General features: G+C 69.3%; 17 protein-coding genes. 6 read left to right on the plus strand and 11 right to left on the minus strand.

Annotated elements, in window-relative coordinates; genetic code table 11:
• Positions 1–8 precede the first annotated feature (8 nt).
• The 3 genes from EV137_RS40395 to EV137_RS04965 form a co-directional block, all read right to left on the minus strand.
• Entirely contained in the window at positions 9–2,444 is a 2,436-nt protein-coding gene (locus EV137_RS40395) for a hypothetical protein (protein WP_166679728.1), read from the minus strand.
• 36 nt (positions 2,445–2,480) lie between these two features.
• Positions 2,481–3,680: a class I SAM-dependent RNA methyltransferase gene (locus EV137_RS04960; RefSeq protein ID WP_134009355.1), complete on the minus strand. Its 1,200-nt coding sequence runs from the start codon at positions 3,678–3,680 to the stop codon at positions 2,481–2,483.
• Positions 3,681–3,795: 115 nt separating this feature from the next.
• Positions 3,796–5,826, minus strand: a complete 2,031-nt coding sequence (locus tag EV137_RS04965; RefSeq protein ID WP_134126828.1) for an APC family permease — start codon at positions 5,824–5,826, stop codon at positions 3,796–3,798.
• A gap of 94 nt (positions 5,827–5,920) precedes the next feature.
• Here EV137_RS04965 and EV137_RS04970 point away from each other — a divergent pair, with 94 nt between their 5' ends.
• Genes EV137_RS04970 through EV137_RS04980 form a run of 3 tightly spaced genes read left to right on the plus strand, consistent with a single transcriptional unit; the run spans position 5,921 to position 7,689 of the window.
• A complete protein-coding gene (locus EV137_RS04970; RefSeq protein WP_134009351.1) occupies positions 5,921–6,583 on the plus strand; it encodes a potassium channel family protein in 663 nt (220 codons plus the stop codon).
• A 9-nt stretch (positions 6,584–6,592) separates the two neighbouring features.
• Positions 6,593–7,267, plus strand: coding sequence for a potassium channel family protein (locus EV137_RS04975; RefSeq protein ID WP_131341098.1), 675 nt, complete (start codon positions 6,593–6,595; stop codon positions 7,265–7,267).
• Positions 7,268–7,293: 26 nt separating this feature from the next.
• Positions 7,294–7,689 (plus strand): VOC family protein, encoded by a 396-nt coding sequence (locus EV137_RS04980; RefSeq protein WP_134009349.1) that lies wholly within the window; start codon positions 7,294–7,296, stop codon positions 7,687–7,689.
• Between the two features lie 18 nt (positions 7,690–7,707).
• On the opposite strand, the gene EV137_RS04985 is transcribed toward EV137_RS04980, so the two are convergent.
• A complete protein-coding gene (locus EV137_RS04985) occupies positions 7,708–8,460 on the minus strand; it encodes a class I SAM-dependent methyltransferase (protein ID WP_134126830.1) in 753 nt (250 codons plus the stop codon).
• Between the two features lie 130 nt (positions 8,461–8,590).
• Here EV137_RS04985 and EV137_RS04990 point away from each other — a divergent pair, with 130 nt between their 5' ends.
• Complete coding sequence (locus tag EV137_RS04990) at positions 8,591–8,941, plus strand: hypothetical protein (protein WP_134009345.1); 351 nt, start codon at positions 8,591–8,593, stop codon at positions 8,939–8,941.
• Positions 8,942–9,031: 90 nt separating this feature from the next.
• Here EV137_RS04990 and EV137_RS04995 read toward each other — a convergent pair whose 3' ends face one another.
• The 4 genes from EV137_RS04995 to dut form a co-directional block, all read right to left on the minus strand.
• A complete protein-coding gene (locus tag EV137_RS04995; RefSeq protein WP_134126832.1) occupies positions 9,032–9,796 on the minus strand; it encodes a DUF3159 domain-containing protein in 765 nt (254 codons plus the stop codon).
• On the minus strand, positions 9,789–10,178 hold the full coding sequence (locus EV137_RS05000) for an OB-fold nucleic acid binding domain-containing protein (protein WP_133791484.1): 390 nt from the start codon (positions 10,176–10,178) through the stop codon (positions 9,789–9,791). The genes EV137_RS04995 and EV137_RS05000 overlap by 8 nt, the downstream gene beginning before the upstream one ends.
• An 18-nt stretch (positions 10,179–10,196) precedes the next feature.
• Positions 10,197–10,844 carry a DUF3710 domain-containing protein gene (locus EV137_RS05005; RefSeq protein ID WP_134009341.1) on the minus strand — a complete coding sequence of 216 codons (648 nt, stop codon included), beginning with the start codon at positions 10,842–10,844 and terminating at the stop codon, positions 10,197–10,199.
• 87 nt (positions 10,845–10,931) lie between these two features.
• Complete coding sequence (dut, locus tag EV137_RS05010; protein WP_238175090.1) at positions 10,932–11,384, minus strand: dUTP diphosphatase; 453 nt, start codon at positions 11,382–11,384, stop codon at positions 10,932–10,934.
• A gap of 52 nt (positions 11,385–11,436) precedes the next feature.
• On the opposite strand from dut, the gene EV137_RS05015 reads away from it, so the two are divergent.
• Both EV137_RS05015 and EV137_RS05020 read left to right on the plus strand, forming a co-directional pair.
• Entirely contained in the window at positions 11,437–11,904 is a 468-nt protein-coding gene (locus tag EV137_RS05015) for a DUF3093 domain-containing protein (protein WP_238175091.1), read from the plus strand.
• Between the two features lie 28 nt (positions 11,905–11,932).
• Positions 11,933–12,256: a DUF4235 domain-containing protein gene (locus EV137_RS05020; RefSeq protein ID WP_134009337.1), complete on the plus strand. Its 324-nt coding sequence runs from the start codon at positions 11,933–11,935 to the stop codon at positions 12,254–12,256.
• 91 nt (positions 12,257–12,347) lie between these two features.
• Here the strand turns inward: EV137_RS05020 and EV137_RS05025 are convergent, their stop codons facing one another.
• The 3 genes from EV137_RS05025 to EV137_RS05035 form a co-directional block, all read right to left on the minus strand.
• Positions 12,348–12,647, minus strand: a complete 300-nt coding sequence (locus EV137_RS05025; protein ID WP_130379292.1) for a DUF4193 domain-containing protein — start codon at positions 12,645–12,647, stop codon at positions 12,348–12,350.
• A gap of 295 nt (positions 12,648–12,942) precedes the next feature.
• Positions 12,943–13,746 (minus strand): inositol monophosphatase family protein, encoded by an 804-nt coding sequence (locus EV137_RS05030; RefSeq protein ID WP_134126836.1) that lies wholly within the window; start codon positions 13,744–13,746, stop codon positions 12,943–12,945.
• On the minus strand, positions 13,743–14,810 hold the full coding sequence (locus EV137_RS05035) for a ferrochelatase (protein ID WP_134009333.1): 1,068 nt from the start codon (positions 14,808–14,810) through the stop codon (positions 13,743–13,745). Before EV137_RS05035 ends, EV137_RS05030 begins: the two co-directional genes overlap by 4 nt.
• Between the last annotated feature and the right edge of the window lie 38 nt (positions 14,811–14,848).

Below are 14,848 nucleotides of genomic sequence, written 5' to 3' on the forward strand. Positions count from 1 at the left end.
CGCCAACGCTATCTCGCGCTGGTGTACAGCTTCTCCAGGTACGACGGCTGCCACTCGGCACCGCGGTTGTAAAGCCTGCGGACCAGCCCGTTCACGTCGAAGCGCTCCTCGACCGGGTTGTCCCACCAGTCGGGCACCTGGTCGTACCAACGGTCGATCCGCAGCGTTCGGCCGGCCGCGTCGATCCGCGCGAACAGCCAGCCGCCCTGCTCACCTTGTGCCTCGGTCAGCCAGAGATCGCCGAGCAGGCCGCTGAGCTTGTCGGCGGCGAACTCCGGGTCGTCCACGTCCGGCGGCTCCAGGTCGAAGCGGTACGACGGCGCACCCGGGTCGAGCACCTGCACCTGGATCGTGAACCCCGACGGCACGATCGCCGTCCGCGCCCGGCACCAGTCGTGCAACGCCCGCACCGCAGCCGACTCCTCCGGCTTCGGCCGGGGCCGCTCCACCTCGGCCCGCATTGCCTCCTCGAGCGACCCGGGCTCCGGCACGAGCCGAGGCCCACCACCTCCCAACCCCAACCCAGCCACCAACATCCCACCAAGAGCCGCCCCGTCCAGACGGTCCGGTTCGCCGACGGATGCGACCGACTTCAGCCCAGCCGACACGATGTGCGGCTCGGCGTGCGGCTCGGACCAGGGCTCCGGCTCCGGCTCGGGAGTCGGCTGAGGTTCGGGCTCCGGCATCGGTCCCGGCTGAGGCTCGGGCTCGGGCTGTGGGAACGGCTCGGGCTCGGGCTCAGGGTGTGGGAACGGCTGCGGCTCGGGCTCGGGTAGCGGCTCCGGAACGGGCTCGGGGTTCGGAACTGGCCCTGGGATCGGCTCGGGATCCGGGAAGGGCGCTGGACCGGGCTCCGGCGCGGGGACGGGGTGCGGCTCGGGGCTGGGTGGGGTCGGCTCGGGGGCGGGCGGGGTGGGCTCTGGAGCGGGTGGGGTGGGCTGAGGCCAGGGGGCCGGGTGGGGCTCCGGCTGGGGCCACGGTTCCGGCTGTGGTTGCGGCCAAGGCTGGGGTTGAGGGTGAGGCTCAACTTGAGCTTCAACCTCGGCCACAGCGGGGATTTCGGCCGTCTGGTCGTCATCCTCGTCCGCGCCCGCGAACTCGGCGACCTGCGGCTCCGGCTCAGGAGCAGGAGCGAACGGAGACGGCCCGGTGAAGGACGACAGCTCGTCTTCCTCGTCGGCCGGCGCCGGCTCCAGCACCGCCTCGATCTCAGCAGTAGGTGCGTCGTCGTCCTCGAACTCCGCACTCGAGGCGACAGGAGACTCCACCGGCGCCACCTCAGCCGCGGCAGCGGGCGCCGAGCCGGCGGGGTCCTCCACCCACTCACCGTTGATCCAGGCAGGGCCCGTCCAGGCCGGGTCTGGTGTCGGCTCAGGGAAGGGGTCGTATGCGCTGGTGGCTTCCTCGTCGGCCCAGGACGACTGCTCCGCGGTCTCCCAGTCCTGGTCAGCCGCGGACCCCGCACTGGCAGGAGCGTCCGCGAAGAGGCTGTTGTAGAAGTCATCGCCCTCGTACACCCCACCTCCAACCCGTGGCGGTTCGGAGGACGGCAGCGTCGGATCGTACGCATGGGACGTCGGCAGCCCGGGACTCAAGATGTTCTCCGGGAGGTACGCGCCGGGCGTCGAGGGATCCGCGGGCGGCGGTGGGTCGGCGATCGGCTGGCCGGTGAAGGGGCTGATGCCGGGTGGGACGACGTACGACTCCTCGTCGTCGCCTGGCAGGATATCTCCGATCACGGGATCTTCAACGACCGAGACCTCGGCCGTGTCAGGGTCTGCGTCGAAACTTGCCGGTTCTGCAACGTTTCGGGTGAAGTCCTCGCCCGCGGCGACGCCGGCCGGCAGGTCCGGTTGCACCGGTGACCGCGGGTCGATCCCGAAGTGGCTGAAGAACGCCCCGAGCGCCGCCGCCGAGATCCCCGGACCGGCCGCGGCCCGGATCAGCTCCACGCCGTACGGGCGGAGTTCGTCGAGGCTGCCCAGGTAGTCGGACCATTCCGCGACCCACTGGACCATCTCGTCGGCGGCCGCTTCGTCCGAGGTGATCCACTCCCCGATCGGCGTGAACCCGTCGTCGACCGGCTGCCACGGGTCGCCCGGGTACGACGCGCGCGCCCAGCTCCCGTTGAACGCGCCGTACACGAACCCGAGCTCGCCCGCCGTCTGGCGCTGCCGCACCTCCGGCTGCCCGATCCACTCCGGCGACCCGGCCAGCAGGTCCTCGCCGGCGGTCCGGCTGTGCTGCGTGTGGAATCCCCACAGCACCGCCCGCCCGTCCTCCAGGCGCGCCATCCGGAGCACGGACGCGGTCTCGTCCTGGTGGTGGTACCCGTCCGCGTCGGCGTACCAGCGGCGGTCGAAGCCCGTGGCGTGCGCGACCGCGGCGAGTGCGCTCCAGCGTGCGCGCAACTCCTCCGGGTCGTCCAGGTCAACGAGCGGCATCAGGTCTCCAAGCGCATTTGGATCCAGGCCCAGACGCTACCCGAGCCGTCCTTGACTGGCCACATCACTATCCACAGGCTCGAGGATGGCTACGCATTCGATGTGGTGGGTCATGCCGAAGAGGTCGAAGGCGCGCAGGGAGGCGATCCCGTACCCGAGGCCGCCGAACGTCTTCAGGTCCCGGGCCAGTGCCGCCGGGTCGCACGCGACGTACGCCACCCGCCGCGGTCCGAGCGCCGCGATCCGCCGTACGACGTCCTTCCCGGCGCCGGTCCGCGGCGGGTCCAGGACGACCAGGTCCACATGCTCCAGGCCATGGCCGGCCGCCGCATTCAGCACCCGGTCGACGTCGCCGTTCTCCAGCGTCACGCCGTCCAGGTCGTGCAGGTTCCGCCGGGCGTTCCGGACCGCGTCCTTGTCGCCCTCGATCGCCAGCACCGGGCAACCGGCCTCGGCCAGGAACGCCGCGAATAGCCCGACACCCGAATACAGGTCGAGCGCGGTCTCACCAGCAGCAGGCTCCAGCCCGCTCAGTACGGCGTCCACCAGCGTCTCCGGCGCCGCCGGGTGGACCTGCCAGAACCCACCGGCATCCACCAGGAACCGCCGGTCGCGCACCACCTCGACCAGCCGCTCCCCCGGGTCCTTGTCGGTCAGTACGGCGGTCTTCCCCTCTGAGGACACCACCGCCTGCACCGACGACACCCCCGGCCACCGTGAGCTCAGCACGTCCGGCGTCCCCGGATGCGCGAGCAGGCACTTGTCGATCGGGACCAGGTCGTGGGAGCGGTGCGCGTACATACCGGGCCGCTCGTCCACGACGGCGTACCGCATCCGCGTCCGCCATCCCAGCCCGTCGTCACCGGGCGACTCCATCACGATGGTCCGTTCGATCCCACCGATCCGCCGGAGCGTGTCCGACACGACGGTCGCCTTCAGCCGCCGCTGCTCGACGATGTTGGCGTGCTGGAAGTCGCACCCGCCGCACAGGCCCGGTCCGGCGTACGGGCACGGCGGCTCGATCCGTTGCGGGGACGGCGTGAGCACCTGGACCGCGTCGGCCCGCAGGTACTTCGCCGTCTGTTCCGTGATCCGGGCGTGCACCAGCTCGCCCGGCAGCGCGTGCCGGACGAAGACCACCTGCCCCTCGTGCCGGGCGACGCAGTGTCCCCCGTGCGCGACTGGCCCTACCTCCAGCTCGACTACCGCCCCAACCAGACTGTTCTCGCCGGTCATGGGGCCTCCCGTCCTGGACTGAGGAGCGCAGGGAGCGAAGCGACCGAAGCGACGAGGGAAGGACGGGAGTTCCAGCCCCATGACCCGCCGCGACGGAGTCGCGGCATTTGTTCTGTCACCGATCTCCTGACGCTTTGCGGGCACCGCGCCGTACCTGGCCGGCTACCCGTTCCACCCGGTCCTGCCGTTCCTCGGCCCCCTGCGACGAGAGCAGCTGGTAAGGAACGGACGTAACCATCACACCAGGTGTGAACAAGAGCCGCCCCTTGAGCCGCAGCGCACTCTGGTTGTGCAGGAGGTGCTCCCACCAGTGTCCGACGACGTACTCCGGGATGTAGACCATCACCACGTCCCGCGGCGACTGCCGCCGGATGTCGCGCACGTACTGCAGGATCGGCCGGGTGATTTCCCGGTACGGCGAGGCGAGCCGCTTCAGCGGGATCGGGATGCCGCGGGTCTCCCACTCGGCCTGCAGCTGGTCCGCCTCGTCCCGGTCGACGTCGACGGTGACAGCCTCGAGCTGGTACGGACGGGCCGCCTTGGCGAATGCCAGCGCCCGCAGCGTCGGCTTGTGCAGCTTCGACACCAGCACGATCGCGTGCACCCGTGACGGCAGCATCAAGGGCTCGTCGCCCTCGGCCGCCATCTGCCGGCGGACCGTGTCGTAGTGCCGGTGGATGCCCTTCATCAGCAGGAACAGGCAGGCCATCGCGATGATCGCGATGTACGCGCCGAGCAGGAACTTGGTGATCAGCACGATCACCAGCACGACGCCGGTCAGCGTCAGGCCGATCGCGTTGATCACCCGGGACCGGATCGCCCGGGCCCGTTTTCCCGGGTCCTGCTCGTCGCGCAGCAGCCGGGTCCAGTGCCGGACCATGCCGATCTGGCTGATCGTGAACGAGACGAACACGCCGACGATGTAGAGCTGGATCAGCCGGGTCACCTCGGCGTTGAACGAGACGATCAGCACGATCGCGAAACCGGCCAGGATGACGATGCCGTTGCTGAACGCCAGCCGGTCGCCGCGGGTGTGCAGCTGCCGCGGCAGGTACCCGTCGCGGGCCAGGATCGAGCCGAGCACCGGGAACCCGTTGAACGCGGTGTTCGCGGCCAGTACCAGGATCACGCCGGTCGCGGCCGCGACCAGGTAGAAGCCGGGCGAGAAGTGGTCGAAGATGCCCTTGGCGAGCTGGCCGATCACCGGGTCCTGGTGGTACCCCTCGCCGACCGGCACGCCGTCGCGGAGCAGCTGGGTCCCGGGGTCCTCGGCGAACCGGACCTTCATCACGTTCGCCAGCGTCACGACGCTGACCACCATCGCGATCGAGATGCTCCCGAGCAGCGCGAGCGTGGTCGCCGCGTTCCGGCTCTTCGGCTTCTTGAACGCCGGTACGCCGTTGCTGATCGCCTCCACGCCGGTCAGGGCGGCGCACCCGGACGAGAACGCCCGCAGGATCAGGAACGCCATCGCGATCCCGCTCGCTCCGTGCGCGAACTGGTCCTCGGCCGCGATGTCGAGGCCGGAGCTCGACGCATCCGGAAGGTGCCCGAACAGCAACCGGCCGAAGCCCCAGGCCGCCATCCCGAGGATGGTGAACATGAAGATGTACGTCGGGATCGCGAACGCCGCCCCCGACTCGCGCACGCCCCGCAGGTTCATCGTGGTCAGGAAGAGCACCGCGATCACGGCCGCGGTCGCCTGGTGCCCCTCCAGTGCCGGGATCGCCGAGGCGGCGTACTGCGCGGCCGACGAGATCGACACCGCGACGGTGAGGACGTAGTCGACCATCAGGGCGCTCGCCACCGTCAGGCCCGCGGTCGGGCCGAGGTTCACGTTGGCGACCTCGTAGTCGCCGCCGCCGGACGGGTAGGCGTGCACGTTCTGCCGGTACGACAGCACGACGACGACCAGCACCACCGCGACCGCGAGCGAGATCTTCCACGAGATCGTCAGCGCCGCGAGTCCGGCGATCGACAGGGTCAGGAAGATCTCGTCGGGGGCGTAAGCGACCGACGACAGCGCGTCGCTCGCGAACACCGGAAGGGCGATGCGCTTCGGCAGCAGGGTCTCACCCAGCTGAGTGCTGCGCAGTTTGCGTCCGAGCAGCAGCCGTTTGCTGATATCGCCTAGAGCGGGAGTCACACCGGTGATGTTAGAGGCACCCTCAGGTCGGTGTAGCGTCTATCCCTGCCGAACCGAGCCAGCCGCCCGCCACGGGGCAGGGAGTGATCAGCGAGTGCACGTCGTCATCATGGGCTGCGGCCGCGTCGGGTCGATGCTCGCCCGCGGTCTGGAGAAACGCGGCCACACGGTCGCGATCATCGACCAGTCGGCCGACGCGTTCCGCCGGCTGAGCCCCGCGTACACCGGCCGGACCATCGTCGGGATGGGCTTCGACCGTGAGGTGCTGATCGAGGCCGGGATCGAGGACGCCGAGGCGTTCGCGGCGGTGTCGAACGGCGACAACTCGAACATCCTGGCCGCCCGGGTGGCCCGCGAGACGTTCGGGATCAGCAACGTGGTGGCCCGGATCTACGACCCGGGCCGTGCCGAGGTGTACCAGCGGCTCGGCATCCCCACGGTCGGCACCGTCCGCTGGACCGTCGACCAGATGATGCGCCGGCTGCTGCCCGAGGGCTCCGAGCCGGAGTGGCGCGACCCGTCGGCCACCGTCCGGCTGGCCGAGGTACACGTGCACGCGGACTGGATCGGCCGGCCCGCGTTCGACATCGAGAAGGCGACCGGCGCCCGGGTCGCGTTCCTGACCCGGCTCGGTGAGGGCATCCTGCCCCGGGCCGACACAGTCGTCCAAGAGGGTGACCTGGTCCACGTCGTGATGCTGGAGCGGGACGCCGCCGCCATCGAGGCCCAGCTCGGCACCAAACCTGAAGAGGCCTGAGGAGCTGTGATGCGGGTAGCCATCGCGGGAGCCGGCAACGTAGGTCGTTCGATCGCCGGCGAACTGCTCGAGAACGGCCACGAGGTCCTGCTGATCGACAAGGACCCCCGGGCGATCAAGGCCGAATCGGTGCCGCGCGCCGAGTGGCTGCTGGCCGATGCCTGCGAGCTGTCCTCGCTCGAGGAGGCCGCGCTGCAGCGTTGCCAGGTCGCGATCGCCAGTACCGGTGACGACAAGGTCAACCTGGTCGTCTCACTGCTCGCCAAGACCGAGTTCGGCGTACCCCGGACCGTTGCCCGGGTCAACCACCCGCGCAACGAGTGGATGTTCAACGAGGCCTGGGGCGTGGACGTGTCGGTGTCCACGCCGCGGATCATGTCCGCGCTCGTCGAGGAGGCGGTGTCGGTCGGCGACCTGGTCCGGCTGTTCACCTTCCGCCAGGGCGACGCGAACCTGGTCGAGCTGACACTGCCCGAGGACTCCCCGATGATCGGTCAGCGCGTCGGCGACGTCGACTGGCCGCTGGACACGGCCCTGGTCGTCATCCTCCGCGAAGGCCGCGTCCTGCGCCCGGACCCGGAAGGCACGCTCGAACTCAACGACGAGCTCCTCTTCGTCGCCGCCGACGAAACCGAAGAGCAACTCGAGGACATGCTCTCCCCCCACCACCGCAAGTCGGAGTAGCGGGTAGCACGTCCTAGGGTGGCCGGATGGCGCAGATCCAGCAGTTCCAGGTCAACTTGTTCTGCGACGACGTGGACAGTTGCCTCGCGTTCTACACGCGCCTCGGCCTGACGGAGATGTTTCGGGCACCGTCCTCTGGTCCCGTCGCGCACGTGGAGGTCGAGGCAGCCGGGATTCGTATCGGCCTGACCTCGGCGCGCGTCGCCAACGAACTGGTCGACCTCGGCGTCGAGCCGGCTGATCGTCCCGCGACAGAGCTCGTGTTCTGGTGCGACGACGTGGACGCCCTGTACGACCAGGCTCTGGCCGCAGGCGCCACCGCCGTCGTCCCACCGACCGACTCCCCGGACGGCCGCCTGCACTACGCCTGGGTACGCGATCCTGAAGCCCACCAACTCAAGTTCGTCCAGAACCGCGCTTGATCTCCGCAGTTCCGTCAATCACGCGGACTCGCAGATGCAGAGTTGAAGCGGCGAATCCGTGGTGAATGGTCCACCGGACCAGTCGCCGAAGCGCTCGACGAGCCGAAGGCCGCCCAGCGACACGAGCAGCGGCAGCTCCTGCGGGAAGATGCTCCTGATTTCGAGCGGCGCGACGACGAAGTCGGGCTCGGAGTCGGTCGAGAGGTACCACGTCCCGCGGGTAACTTGCGCGGGCGCATCGTAGATCTCAGCGACATCGACACCGACCTCGCCACGGTCAGGATCCATGAACGACAACGACTCCCGGGCACGCCGTACGCCATCGGCTTCGGCAAGTAGGCGCACGCTCGGGTTGAACACATCGAAGACGAACCGCGCTCCAGGCGCCAGATGTCTTCGAACGGACCGGAAGCAGCTCACCAGGTCCTCGGCCTCGTGCAGATGCAATAGCGAATTGGCCGTGATGAACACGAAGTCGAACGTGCGGCCCAGGTCGAAGGCCCGCATGTCGCCCTGCATCCATTCCACGGCTACACCACGCTCGTTCGCCTTACGCTGAGCCTCAGCCAGCATCTCCGACGAGAAGTCCACGCCGACGCACGGGTGCCCGTCGGACGCGATGGGGATCAGCTTGTGCCCGGTGCCGCACCCGAGCTCCAGCACGCGCCCGCCCCGCCGATCGGCGTAGGCCCGGTAGAAGTCAACCGCAGGCCCACCACCCGGAAACATCAGGTCATAAAGCCTCGCGTGCGAGTAGAACGCGTCACTCATCAAGCACTCCTCCTTTGCGACGAACGGTTGGCCGTGACCGCCTGCCGACTCAAGCCTCCCCGGCACGAGACTGGACACGTTGCCTGCGGGATAGTGGATTTCTAAGCCACCTCACAGGAGGGGAACACACATGAAGCGACATCTCGCACTTGGCGCGTCAACGGTCGCCGCGGTCGCGTTGCCCGCGTTGCCGGCCGTCGCCGACGCCCCGCCCGGACACGGTCTGGAGACGTTCACCGTGGCCTGCGCCGAGGGCGCGATCACCGTCGTCGGCACGCCCGGCGACTCGGCGAGCCGGTGGATCGACGACCAGCACATGGTCCTGCTGTCAATCAGCTTTACGCCTACCGGGGGCGTAGAAATCGTCGCCAAGACATTTGGCAAGAAGACTGGCCTCGCCTCGAACGCGGTCAGCTGCACGGTGACGGACCCGGACGGCACCGCCACCGTGGTGCGGGTGCCCGTGCCGCCGGAGGGATAGCACATCCTGAGCCCACTTCGTTGCCGCGTCGGCTGGTAGACCGGGAGTCCACCTCCCACGCCGGGCTGTGTCCGGATTGCGTTGGGCTGGTTACTTTTTGTTGGCGCGGAGTAGGTGGGTGATGCTGTCTCGGGCTTCGTCCCATTTTTCGGGGGGCATCGAGCCGCGGAGTACGGCGTACGCGAGCCAGATCGCCAGCGCGTAGAACGGGAGGCCGAGGCCGATCTTGGCGATGCCAAGGGCGTTCAGGCTGCCGGTGAAGTAGAGCGGGACCTGGACGATCAACCGGATCGCGAACAGGCCCACGAACACCAGCGTCGCGCGGGAGAAGCCTCTCAGCAGCACCGGATCGCGGCGCCAGGCGGTGCCGGTCTGTGTAATTACGCCGTACAGGAAGCCGAACAAGGGCCAGCGGATCAGGACTGTGATCAGGTACAGCAGGCCGTAGCCGAGGTTGGTGAGCAGCCCGGGGACGTAGAAGTCCTTGGCGTTGCCGGTGCGGTTCGCGACCCAGGCCGAGATCAGTACGCCGATGAAGCCGCCGAACACGTTCCGCAGCGCCTGCCGGCGGACGAGACGCACCACGGCGAGCACCGCGGCGATACCGACCGCGATGATCAGGGACAGCTGCAGTTTGTGGTCGGTGACGGCGTACGCGACCAGGAAGGCGATCCAGGGCAGCCCGATGTCGAGCAGTGCACCCCACCCGCCGAGCGCGTGGAAGAAGTCCTTGTCGGTCGACTTCGGAGGCGGCGGCTGCGTGGCAGCAGCCTCCACCTCGGGCGTCAGGATCTCGACGAGCTTCTCCTGCAGGTCGTCGTCGATCTGGTCCCGGCGGGACGTCGGGTCAGCCATGGGCTGCCTGGGGCCGCAGCTCGTAGCGCGGGTTGAACATCACCCGGTCGCCGTCGACGACGCCGATCCGCCCGGAGGCGATCAGTTCCGAACCGGCGTGGATGCCGCCGATCTTGCGGCGGCCGAGCCAGATCAGCTTCACCGTGCCGGTGCCGTCGTACAACTCACCCTCCAGTGCCGGTACGCCGCCGCGTGGGCTGAACGTGATGGTGCGCAGCGTGCCGTACAGCGTGACGAGCTCTCGGTCGTGGCAGCCGGTGATGGACCGCGCGCCACAGTCCTGCGCGAAGTCCTTCAGGACCTCCGCATCCTCTTGGTCGCGGTCCCCGGCCAGGCCGCGGAAGGCACGCTTCCACAGCCCCTCGGGTTTGTTGCTGCCCATGGCGTCGAGTGTAGTCCGCTAGGCCTCTTCGGGCTCATTCGGCTGGGCGCCCGGCGGCATCTGCAGCGGCAGCGACTCGCGGACAGCCATCGGCTCGTTACCGCGGACCACGATGGTGTTGCGCAGCGTCGCTTCCATCGGCTCGGCGGCGTCCGGCTCGACGGCGGCGCGGCCGAGGACCGTGCCACGGAGCAGCCAACGCGGGCCGTCCACCCCGATCACGCGGGAGGTCTGGCTGAAGACCTGTCCTTCCGGGTCCTCGACGGGGACGACCAGCACCAGCTCGGTACCGAACGGTCCCTCGGTCTCTGTCGCCGTACCACCCATCCGGGCTGCCTCGCCGGCGATCTCCTGGCGGACCTCGTCCCAGATGCCGCTGGTCTTCGGGGCCGCGAACGCGCGCAGCTCCAGGGCGGAGTCGTCCAGCATCAGCAGCACCGCCTGCACCACGCCGCTCTGCTCGTCGACCTGCAGGCCCAGCTCCATGCCGGGCATGCCGGTGACGACCAGCGCACCCAGGTCGATCCGGTCCTCCGCCTCCAGGTCGGCGGCGTCGACCTCGGTCGAGTCGAACGGGCCTTCGGCGCGGACGTCCGCCGTACCGGTCTCGTCGAGGGTCTCGCCCGTCTCGGGCTCGTCGTTCTTGCCCTTACGGCGGAAGATCACAGCTGTTGCCTACTTCCTTGGTCTTGGTGCCGGCGCTGATACAGCGCCGTAGTCTCGCGCATCCGGCAGGTCAACGGGTGCACCTGGTCAGCGTGTCACATCGGCGAAACCGCCGGTCGACCCGTGCCCGGAGTCACCGCGTGCCGAACCCGGCAGCGAGGTCACTTCGACGAACCGGGCCTTCTCGACCTGCTGGATGACCAGCTGCGCGATCCGGTCGCCGCGCCGCACGGTCACCTCGGCGTGCGGGTCGAGGTTGATCAGGCAGACCTTGATCTCGCCGCGGTACCCGGCGTCGACGGTTCCGGGGGCGTTCACGATCGAGACGCCGTGCTTCGCGGCCAGCCCGGAGCGCGGGTGCACGAACGCGGCGTACCCGTTCTGCAGGGCGATCGCGATCCCGGTCCCGACCAGGCCGCGCTCGCCCGGTTTCAGGGTCAGGTCGGCGGCCGCCACCAGGTCCGCGCCGGCGTCGCCGGGGTGCGCGTACGACGGGAGCGGGAGGTCGGGGTCGAGTCGCTGGATGAGTACCTCGGTCACGAGAGGCGACCCTATCGAGCGGACCGGACGGACCACATGCCAGGCTGGTCCTGTGGGCCTGGAACAGAGTACGTATCGCGAGAGTCTGCGGGTGCCGGTGTCGTGGTGGATCATCGCCGCCGCCGCTGTGGTCACGCTGTTCGCCATCGTCGCCGTACCGGTCGGGACGATGGCCGGCGCCGTGGTCGGTGGGCTCGCCGCGGTCCTGCTCCTGGCGCTGTTCCTCCGGTACGGCGGCGCTCGCGTGGAGGTCGACGACACCCGGCTGCACGCCGGGCGGGCGGAGATCGACCGGACGTATCTGGGCACGGTCGAGGCGCTGACCGGCGATGACGCCCGGCGCGCGTTCGGACGCGACTGCGACCCGAAGGCGTTCCTGGTACTGCGGAGCTACATCAGCGGGGCCGTGCGGGTACAGATCACCGATCCGGCCGACCCCGCGCCGTACTGGCTGATCGCGACGCGCCACCCGGACCGATTGGCTGCCGCCCTGAGCGGGCACAGCGTGGGAAGATCCTGACTGTCGGCAGTCGTACTAGGAGGGCGTTGTGGTCGGAGCGAAGATCGGCTGGAAGCTGGTACAGGCCGCCTTCACGATCGTGGTGGGCCTGGCCGCGAGCAAGGCGGTCAGCACGGCCTGGAAGCTGGGATCGGGCGGGAAGCCGCCGAAGGACGGCCACGGCGGGTACGCCGAGGTCATGACCTGGGCCGCTGCGAGCGCTGCCGCCGCAGCCGCCGGCAAGCTCTTCGCAGAGCGCCGCGCGGCCGCGTACTGGCTCAAGTCCACCGGCTACGCGCCGCCCGGCTACGAGGCGGACGCCACCGCGCGACTGGTGAAGGGCACCGACACCGGGCTGGTCAAGAAAGACTGAGCCAAGAAGACCAGCAGGCACGACAGCGGGACCGTTCCACCGGAGTGGGACGGTCCCGCTGTGCGTTTGCTTACGAAGTAGGGCGCTGGTGTCAGGCTGCGCAGTCGCGGCAGATCAGCTGCCCGTTCTTCGTCTCGGCGAGCTGGCTGCGGTGGTGAACCAGGAAGCAGCTCGAACAGGTGAACTCGTCGGCCTGACGCGGGAGGACCCGGACCGCCAGCTCTTCGTGGCTGAGGTCCGCGCCGGGCAGCTCGAAGCTCTCCGCGGCCTCGGCCTCGTCCTCGTCGACCTTGCCGGAGTTCTTGTCGTGACGGCGAGTCTTCAGTTCCTCGATCGACTCTTCGGAAGCGTCCTCGTCCGTCTTGCGCGGGGCGTCGTAATCAGTCGCCATGGTGTTTCCCTGCCCTCTTCGTACCCGTGGTGTTGCCTGCTGAGCCCTTGAACGGGTGGAGCGGCCGAGAAATTCCGCGCCGGAGCACCGCGCCGAACTTTCGTCCCCCGAAACCCTTGACAGCCAGGCCGGGATCGGCAAACACCGTTCCCGAGGACGGGATTGTGCCCTATAAAGGCCCGCAATGCACGACTGGGTCCATGCTGTGGCCCGCGTGTCGCCACAAATGTCAGGACCGAACAGCAGAATGCTCGTTAGTGCGCAGTACTGCGCAGAAACGAGCACTCACCGGCACTTACACGCGCAACGGGTTCGCCGCGGCCAGCAACGCGTGGAACGGCTCGAACAGAGCCGGAGTGGCCGCGATCGACATCTCCGGCGACACCGGGGCGCCGTTCAGCCCGCCGACCCGGGCTCCGGCCTCGGCCGCGATCAGGGCGCCCGCGCCGTAGTCCCACGGGTTCAGCCCGCGCTCGTACACCACGTCCAGCCGGCCGCAGGCCACGTAGCACAGGTCGATCGCGCCGACCCCGATCCGGCGGATGTCGCGGACGTTCGTGATCAGGTGCTGGATCACCTCGGCCTGGACCTGGCGGCGCGCCGGGTCGTACCCGAACCCGGTCCCGACCAGCGCCTGGCTCAGCTCGGTCGCGCCCGACACCTGGATCGGCTTGCCGTCCGCGAACGCCCCGCCGCCGAGGGTCGCGGTGAACACCTCGCCCTTGGGCGCGTCCACCACCACACCGGCGACCGTCTCCCCGCCGTACTCCACCGCGATCGAGACGGCGTACGTCGGGAGGTCGTAGAGGTAGTTGACCGTGCCGTCGATCGGGTCGACGACCCAGCGCACCCCGCTGGTGCCGACCACGTCGTCGCCCTCCTCGCCGAGGAACGAGTCGTCCGGCCGGGCGCGCAGCACCCGGGCCCTGATCAGCTCCTCGGACTCACGGTCGACCGCCGTGACCACATCGGTGATGGTGCTCTTGGTCTCGGCGACGGTGATCGTGCCGCGGCGGCGTTCGACGATCAGCTGCGCTGCCTCCTCCGCCACCTCCACGGCCAGCTTGAGGAGATCCTGCGGGCTCTCAGAGGCACTCATACAGCTTCCTTCGCGATAGGTCGGCGCAGCGGTGGGCAGCAGTCGTGACGGCAGTCGTCCCAGCCCGGCCCGAGTTTGCCGACGCAGGGCCGGGCGGGCTGCTCCCCGCGCTCGGCCGCGGCCCGCTCGACCACCAGGTCGCGGAGCATGGTGACGAACTTCTCGTCCGTGCCCGGCGTCGCGGCGCGCGCCATCGGCAGTCCGAGCTTCGCGGCCGTCTTCGCGGCCTCGGTGTCGAGGTCGTAGATGACCTCCATGTGGTCGCTCACGAAGCCGATCGGTACGACGGCCACACCGGGCACCCCGTCGGCGGCCAGCACCTCCAGGTGGTCGTTGACGTCCGGCTCGAGCCACGGCACCTGCGGCGGCCCGGACCGCGAGCAGTAGACGAGGTCGGTACGCCGGGTCTGCCCGGTGCGCCGCTCGAGCTCGGCCGTGATCTCCGCGGCGACGTCCAGGTGCCAGTCGACGTACCCGTTGCCGTCCGGGCCGCTGGTCGCGTTCATCGCGGCCGGAATCGAGTGCGTGACGTAGGCGATCGCGGCGCCGTCCGGGAGCTTGCTCAGCGCGTCGGCGGTCGACTCCACGAACGATCCGACGAAGCCGGGGTGGTTCGCGTAGTGCCGCAGCTTGTCGATCCGCGGCGCGTCCGGAACCTCGCGGGCGGCGTCCTCGAGGTTCTCCCGGTACTGCCGGCAGCCGGAGTACGACGGGTAGGCGGACGTGACGATCACCACCGCGCGGCGGATGCCGTCCGCGGCCATCTCACGCATCGTGTCGGTCAGGTACGGCGCCCAGTTGCGGTTGCCCCAGTAGATCGGCAGGTCCAGCCCGATCTCGTCGAACGACGCCCGCAGCGCCTTGAGCAGCGCCCGGTTCTGGTCGTTGATCGGGCTCTTGCCGCCGAACGAGTAGTAGTGCTCGCCGACCTCCTTCAACCGCTCGTCCGGGATCCCGCGGCCGCGGGTCACGTTCTGCAGGAAGGGCAGCACGTCGTCGGGTTTCTCGGGACCACCGAAGGAGAGCAGCAGGACAGCGTCGTACGGGGGTGCAGCAGGCGACATATTCCAAGCTTCTCAGACGGACATGACCTAAGCTGCTC

Source organism: Kribbella pratensis, from assembly GCF_004366075.1.
GTDB lineage: Bacteria > Actinomycetota > Actinomycetes > Propionibacteriales > Kribbellaceae > Kribbella > Kribbella pratensis.

Excerpts from the sequence above, each read along its gene's own strand:
- EV137_RS04975 (WP_131341098.1), top strand. The coding sequence starts at position 6,593 with ATGCGGGTAGCCATCGCGGGAGCCGGCAACGTAGGTCGTTCGATCGCC.
- EV137_RS04995 (WP_134126832.1), bottom strand. The coding sequence starts at position 9,796 with ATGGCTGACCCGACGTCCCGCCGGGACCAGATCGACGACGACCTGCAG.
- EV137_RS05000 (WP_133791484.1), bottom strand. The coding sequence starts at position 10,178 with ATGGGCAGCAACAAACCCGAGGGGCTGTGGAAGCGTGCCTTCCGCGGC.
- EV137_RS40395 (WP_166679728.1), bottom strand. The coding sequence starts at position 2,444 with ATGCCGCTCGTTGACCTGGACGACCCGGAGGAGTTGCGCGCACGCTGG.
- EV137_RS05025 (WP_130379292.1), bottom strand. The coding sequence starts at position 12,647 with ATGGCGACTGATTACGACGCCCCGCGCAAGACGGACGAGGACGCTTCC.
- EV137_RS04990 (WP_134009345.1), top strand. The coding sequence starts at position 8,591 with ATGAAGCGACATCTCGCACTTGGCGCGTCAACGGTCGCCGCGGTCGCG.
- EV137_RS05035 (WP_134009333.1), bottom strand. The coding sequence starts at position 14,810 with ATGTCGCCTGCTGCACCCCCGTACGACGCTGTCCTGCTGCTCTCCTTC.
- EV137_RS04960 (WP_134009355.1), bottom strand. The coding sequence starts at position 3,680 with ATGACCGGCGAGAACAGTCTGGTTGGGGCGGTAGTCGAGCTGGAGGTA.
- EV137_RS05030 (WP_134126836.1), bottom strand. The coding sequence starts at position 13,746 with ATGAGTGCCTCTGAGAGCCCGCAGGATCTCCTCAAGCTGGCCGTGGAG.
- EV137_RS04980 (WP_134009349.1), top strand. The coding sequence starts at position 7,294 with ATGGCGCAGATCCAGCAGTTCCAGGTCAACTTGTTCTGCGACGACGTG.
- EV137_RS04985 (WP_134126830.1), bottom strand. The coding sequence starts at position 8,460 with ATGAGTGACGCGTTCTACTCGCACGCGAGGCTTTATGACCTGATGTTT.